At 51.6% G+C, this 5,651-nt stretch carries 2 tRNA genes and 3 rRNA genes; all 5 read left to right on the top strand.

The features are described from left to right. Nucleotides 1–287 precede the first annotated feature (287 nt). The 5 genes from AC07ZS_RS29525 to rrf all read left to right on the top strand — a co-directional run bounded on the left by AC07ZS_RS29525 (nucleotide 288) and on the right by rrf (nucleotide 5,598). Nucleotides 288–1,816 (top strand): 16S ribosomal RNA (locus tag AC07ZS_RS29525). Between the two features lie 101 nt (nucleotides 1,817–1,917). Continuing rightward, nucleotides 1,918–1,994 (top strand) — tRNA-Ile (locus AC07ZS_RS29520). 27 nt (nucleotides 1,995–2,021) lie between these two features. Further along, a tRNA-Ala gene (locus AC07ZS_RS29515) sits at nucleotides 2,022–2,097 on the top strand. 343 nt (nucleotides 2,098–2,440) lie between these two features. Further along, nucleotides 2,441–5,318: ribosomal RNA gene (locus tag AC07ZS_RS29510) — 23S ribosomal RNA — on the top strand. Between the two features lie 167 nt (nucleotides 5,319–5,485). Next, nucleotides 5,486–5,598: ribosomal RNA gene (rrf, locus tag AC07ZS_RS29505) — 5S ribosomal RNA — on the top strand. The 16S, 23S and 5S rRNA genes sit together here with 2 tRNA genes alongside, the layout of an rRNA operon. Nucleotides 5,599–5,651: the final 53 nt, after the last annotated feature.

The raw sequence follows: 5,651 nt of genomic DNA, 5'->3' as shown, positions 1-5,651 counted from the left end.
CCAGCCAAGGCGATGCAAAAAGCGAGATAAAAAATCAAACTTTTTGACAAGACGCCAAAAACTGTGTCATAATACGAGGCTCAGCTGATCGCAGCTAAGCAAGCAGATGAAGGTGGTGAAAGCCGCTGGATCTGCAGGATCATTAAAAACATACAGCCGATAAGCGTGGGCGTTTGAAGGCGATTGCGTAACGGACTCGAAAGAGTCCAAGTCGCAAGACTTTAAACGCTCATGAGAATAGAAGTGAAGTTCACTTCAATTCCGTTTTTATGAGTAATTTCAAGATCGAACTAAAGAGTTTGATCCTGGCTCAGATTGAACGCTGGCGGCATGCTTTACACATGCAAGTCGAACGGTAACAGGCCGCAAGGTGCTGACGAGTGGCGAACGGGTGAGTAATGCATCGGAACGTGCCCAGTCGTGGGGGATAACGCAGCGAAAGCTGCGCTAATACCGCATACGATCTATGGATGAAAGCGGGGGACCGTAAGGCCTCGCGCGATTGGAGCGGCCGATGTCAGATTAGGTAGTTGGTGGGGTAAAGGCTCACCAAGCCGACGATCTGTAGCTGGTCTGAGAGGACGACCAGCCACACTGGGACTGAGACACGGCCCAGACTCCTACGGGAGGCAGCAGTGGGGAATTTTGGACAATGGGCGCAAGCCTGATCCAGCAATGCCGCGTGCAGGAAGAAGGCCTTCGGGTTGTAAACTGCTTTTGTACGGAACGAAAAGGCTCTGGTTAATACCTGGGGCTCATGACGGTACCGTAAGAATAAGCACCGGCTAACTACGTGCCAGCAGCCGCGGTAATACGTAGGGTGCAAGCGTTAATCGGAATTACTGGGCGTAAAGCGTGCGCAGGCGGTTTTGTAAGACAGGCGTGAAATCCCCGGGCTCAACCTGGGAATTGCGCTTGTGACTGCAAGGCTGGAGTGCGGCAGAGGGGGATGGAATTCCGCGTGTAGCAGTGAAATGCGTAGATATGCGGAGGAACACCGATGGCGAAGGCAATCCCCTGGGCCTGCACTGACGCTCATGCACGAAAGCGTGGGGAGCAAACAGGATTAGATACCCTGGTAGTCCACGCCCTAAACGATGTCAACTGGTTGTTGGGTCTCTTCTGACTCAGTAACGAAGCTAACGCGTGAAGTTGACCGCCTGGGGAGTACGGCCGCAAGGTTGAAACTCAAAGGAATTGACGGGGACCCGCACAAGCGGTGGATGATGTGGTTTAATTCGATGCAACGCGAAAAACCTTACCCACCTTTGACATGTACGGAATTTGCCAGAGATGGCTTAGTGCTCGAAAGAGAGCCGTAACACAGGTGCTGCATGGCTGTCGTCAGCTCGTGTCGTGAGATGTTGGGTTAAGTCCCGCAACGAGCGCAACCCTTGTCATTAGTTGCTACGAAAGGGCACTCTAATGAGACTGCCGGTGACAAACCGGAGGAAGGTGGGGATGACGTCAAGTCCTCATGGCCCTTATAGGTGGGGCTACACACGTCATACAATGGCTGGTACAAAGGGTTGCCAACCCGCGAGGGGGAGCTAATCCCATAAAGCCAGTCGTAGTCCGGATCGCAGTCTGCAACTCGACTGCGTGAAGTCGGAATCGCTAGTAATCGTGGATCAGCATGTCACGGTGAATACGTTCCCGGGTCTTGTACACACCGCCCGTCACACCATGGGAGCGGGTCTCGCCAGAAGTAGTTAGCCTAACCGCAAGGAGGGCGATTACCACGGCGGGGTTCGTGACTGGGGTGAAGTCGTAACAAGGTAGCCGTATCGGAAGGTGCGGCTGGATCACCTCCTTTCTGGAAAAAGCAGTCAAGCTCAAACGCTCACACTTATCGGTTGTTGGAAGGACGTCGCCAGCGATTCGGGCTTAGGCCTGAAGAGATCAAGCGACCGGCTTGGGTCTGTAGCTCAGTTGGTTAGAGCACCGTCTTGATAAGGCGGGGGTCGTTGGTTCGAGACCAACCAGACCCACCATCCCCTCCAATGAGTGAAAGACATCCTGGGGGATTAGCTCAGCTGGGAGAGCACCTGCTTTGCAAGCAGGGGGTCGTCGGTTCGATCCCGTCATCCTCCACCAATTACTTATCTTGTTTCAATATCAAAGCATCCTGGCGACAGGGTTCTTTGATGTTGATTGATATCTATCGATCAATAGGCTTGCCGAAAGGCGGCCACGGCTGTTCTTTAAAAATTCATAGAGTCGAATCAGCGTTGCTGATGGAAAGCACATATTCGTAAAGGTTTCATGTGCACCGTGCCATCAGCAACATTTTTTGATTGCGTCAACGAATATTCAATTTGATCGAAAGATGCGAATTGAAACGGCATAACGCGTCAGGTGAAAGACCTGACAGACATTTGCTTGATGTGATTTTGTATCTTGTTGGGTTGCAAGACCTGGTGAGATGTCAAAGTTATAGGGTCAAGTGAATAAGAGCACGTGGTGGATGCCTTGGCGATGATAGGCGACGAAGGACGTGATAGCCTGCGATAAGCTTCGGGGAGCTGGCAAATTAGCTTTGATCCGGAGATTTCCGAATGGGGAAACCCACCTAGCAGTAGGTATCGCATGATGAATACATAGTCATGCGAGGCGAACCGGGTGAACTGAAACATCTCAGTAGCTCGAGGAAAAGACATCAACCGAGATTCCGAAAGTAGTGGCGAGCGAAATCGGAAGAGCCTGTTAGTGATAGCACAAGACTTAACGGAACGCTTTGGAAAGGGCGGCCATAGCGGGTGATAGCCCCGTACGTGAAAAGACCTGTGTGGTACTGAGCTAACGACAAGTAGGGCGGGACACGAGAAATCCTGTCTGAACATGGGGGGACCATCCTCCAAGGCTAAATACTCATCATCGACCGATAGTGAACAAGTACCGTGAGGGAAAGGCGAAAAGAACCCCGGGAGGGGAGTGAAATAGATCCTGAAACCGCGTGCTTACAAAAAGTAGGAGCCTCGTAAGGGGTGACTGCGTACCTTTTGTATAATGGGTCAGCGACTTACATTCAGTGGCAAGGTTAACCGAATAGGGAAGCCGTAGAGAAATCGAGTCCGAATAGGGCGTTCAGTCGCTGGGTGTAGACCCGAAACCAAGTGATCTATCCATGGCCAGGATGAAGGTGCCGTAACAGGTACTGGAGGTCCGAACCGACTAGTGTTGCAAAACTAGCGGATGAGCTGTGGATAGGGGTGAAAGGCTAAACAAACTTGGAAATAGCTGGTTCTCTCCGAAAACTATTTAGGTAGTGCCTCAAGTATTACCGTCGGGGGTAGAGCACTGTTTTGGCTAGGGGGTCATGGCGACTTACCAAACCAAGGCAAACTCCGAATACCGATGAGTACAGCTTGGGAGACAGAGCACCGGGTGCTAACGTCCGGACTCAAGAGGGAAACAACCCAGACCGCCAGCTAAGGTCCCTAAAATTGGCTAAGTGGGAAACGAAGTGGGAAGGCTAAAACAGTCAGGATGTTGGCTTAGAAGCAGCCATCATTTAAAGAAAGCGTAATAGCTCACTGATCGAGTCGTCCTGCGCGGAAGATGTAACGGGGCTAAGCCAGTTACCGAAGCTGCGGATTTGCAATTTATTGCAAGTGGTAGGAGAGCGTTCTGTAAGCCTGTGAAGGTGTCTTGTAAAGGATGCTGGAGGTATCAGAAGTGCGAATGCTGACATGAGTAGCGTTAAAGGGGGTGAAAAGCCCCCTCGCCGTAAGCGCAAGGTTTCCTACGCAACGTTCATCGGCGTAGGGTGAGTCGGCCCCTAAGGCGAGGCAGAGATGCGTAGCTGATGGGAAACAGGTCAATATTCCTGTACCGATTACAAGTGCGATGTGGGGACGGATCTTAATAGGTTATCCGGCGGTTGGATGTGCCGGTTTAGACAGATGTAGGCGACACGTAGGCAAATCCGCGTGTCATATACCGAGGCTGTTGATCGAGCGAGCTTGCTCGCGAAGTAACTGAACGAGGTCCCAGGAAAAGCCACTAAGCTTCAGCTTGTAATTGACCGTACCGCAAACCGACACTGGTGCGCGAGATGAGTATTCTAAGGCGCTTGAGAGAACTCAGGAGAAGGAACTCGGCAAATTGACACCGTAACTTCGGAAGAAGGTGTGCCCTAGTAGTGTGATGAGAACATCTGAGCACGAATGGGTTGCAAAAAATTGGTGGCTGCGACTGTTTATTAAAAACACAGCACTCTGCAAACACGAAAGTGGACGTATAGGGTGTGACGCCTGCCCGGTGCTGGAAGATTAATTGATGGGGTGCAAGCTCTTGATCGAAGTCCCAGTAAACGGCGGCCGTAACTATAACGGTCCTAAGGTAGCGAAATTCCTTGTCGGGTAAGTTCCGACCTGCACGAATGGCGTAACGATGGCCACACTGTCTCCTCCTGAGACTCAGCGAAGTTGAAATGTTTGTGATGATGCAATCTCCCCGCGGAAAGACGGAAAGACCCCATGAACCTTTACTGTAGCTTTGTATTGGACTTTGAACAGATCTGTGTAGGATAGGTGGGAGGCTTTGAAGCAGGGTCGCTAGATCTTGTGGAGCCAACGTTGAAATACCACCCTGGTGTGTTTGAGGTTCTAACCTAGGTCCATTATCTGGATCGGGGACAGTGCATGGTAGGCAGTTTGACTGGGGCGGTCTCCTCCCAAAGTGTAACGGAGGAGTTCGAAGGTACGCTAGGTACGGTCGGACATCGTGCTAATAGTGCAATGGCATAAGCGTGCTTAACTGCGAGACTGACAAGTCGAGCAGATGCGAAAGCAGGACATAGTGATCCGGTGGTTCTGTATGGAAGGGCCATCGCTCAACGGATAAAAGGTACTCTGGGGATAACAGGCTGATACCGCCCAAGAGTTCATATCGACGGCGGTGTTTGGCACCTCGATGTCGGCTCATCTCATCCTGGGGCTGTAGCCGGTCCCAAGGGTATGGCTGTTCGCCATTTAAAGAGGTACGTGAGCTGGGTTTAAAACGTCGTGAGACAGTTTGGTCCCTATCTTCCGTGGGCGCTGCAGATTTGAGGAAGCCTGCTCCTAGTACGAGAGGACCGGAGTGGACGCACCTCTGGTGTACCGGTTGTCACGCCAGTGGCATTGCCGGGTAGCTAAGTGCGGAAGAGATAACCGCTGAAAGCATCTAAGCGGGAAACTCGTTCCAAGATGAGATCTGCCGGGGCCTTGAGCCCCCTAAAGAGTCGTTCAAGACCAGGACGTTGATAGGTCAGGTGTGGAAGCGCAGTAATGCGTTAAGCTAACTGATACTAATTGCTCGTGCGGCTTGACCCTATAACTTTGATGAAAATCATCAGAGTCAAATGTCATCCGACTGAAAAGTCATGTTATGCCCGAGACTCAGCAATGAGTCCATCGTTGGCAGCAATCAAAATAGCTGATTCGAAGCTCTATGAATTCGTCCTGGCTGTGCGCGTGCACAGTCAAGACAACAAGTTATGCCTGACGACCATAGCGAGGTGGTACCACTCCTTCCCATCCCGAACAGGACAGTGAAACGCCTTTGCGCCGATGATAGTGCGGGTTCCCGTGTGAAAGTAGGTCATCGTCAGGCTCTTACAGCCCCCAAACCCCCTCGTGTCTTCGACACCTGGGGGTTTGGTCATT

The organism is Hydrogenophaga sp. GW456-12-10-14-TSB4 (assembly GCF_059424305.1).
Note: the sequence above shows the minus strand (reverse complement) of the source record. Positions and strands in the feature narration are given on the sequence as shown.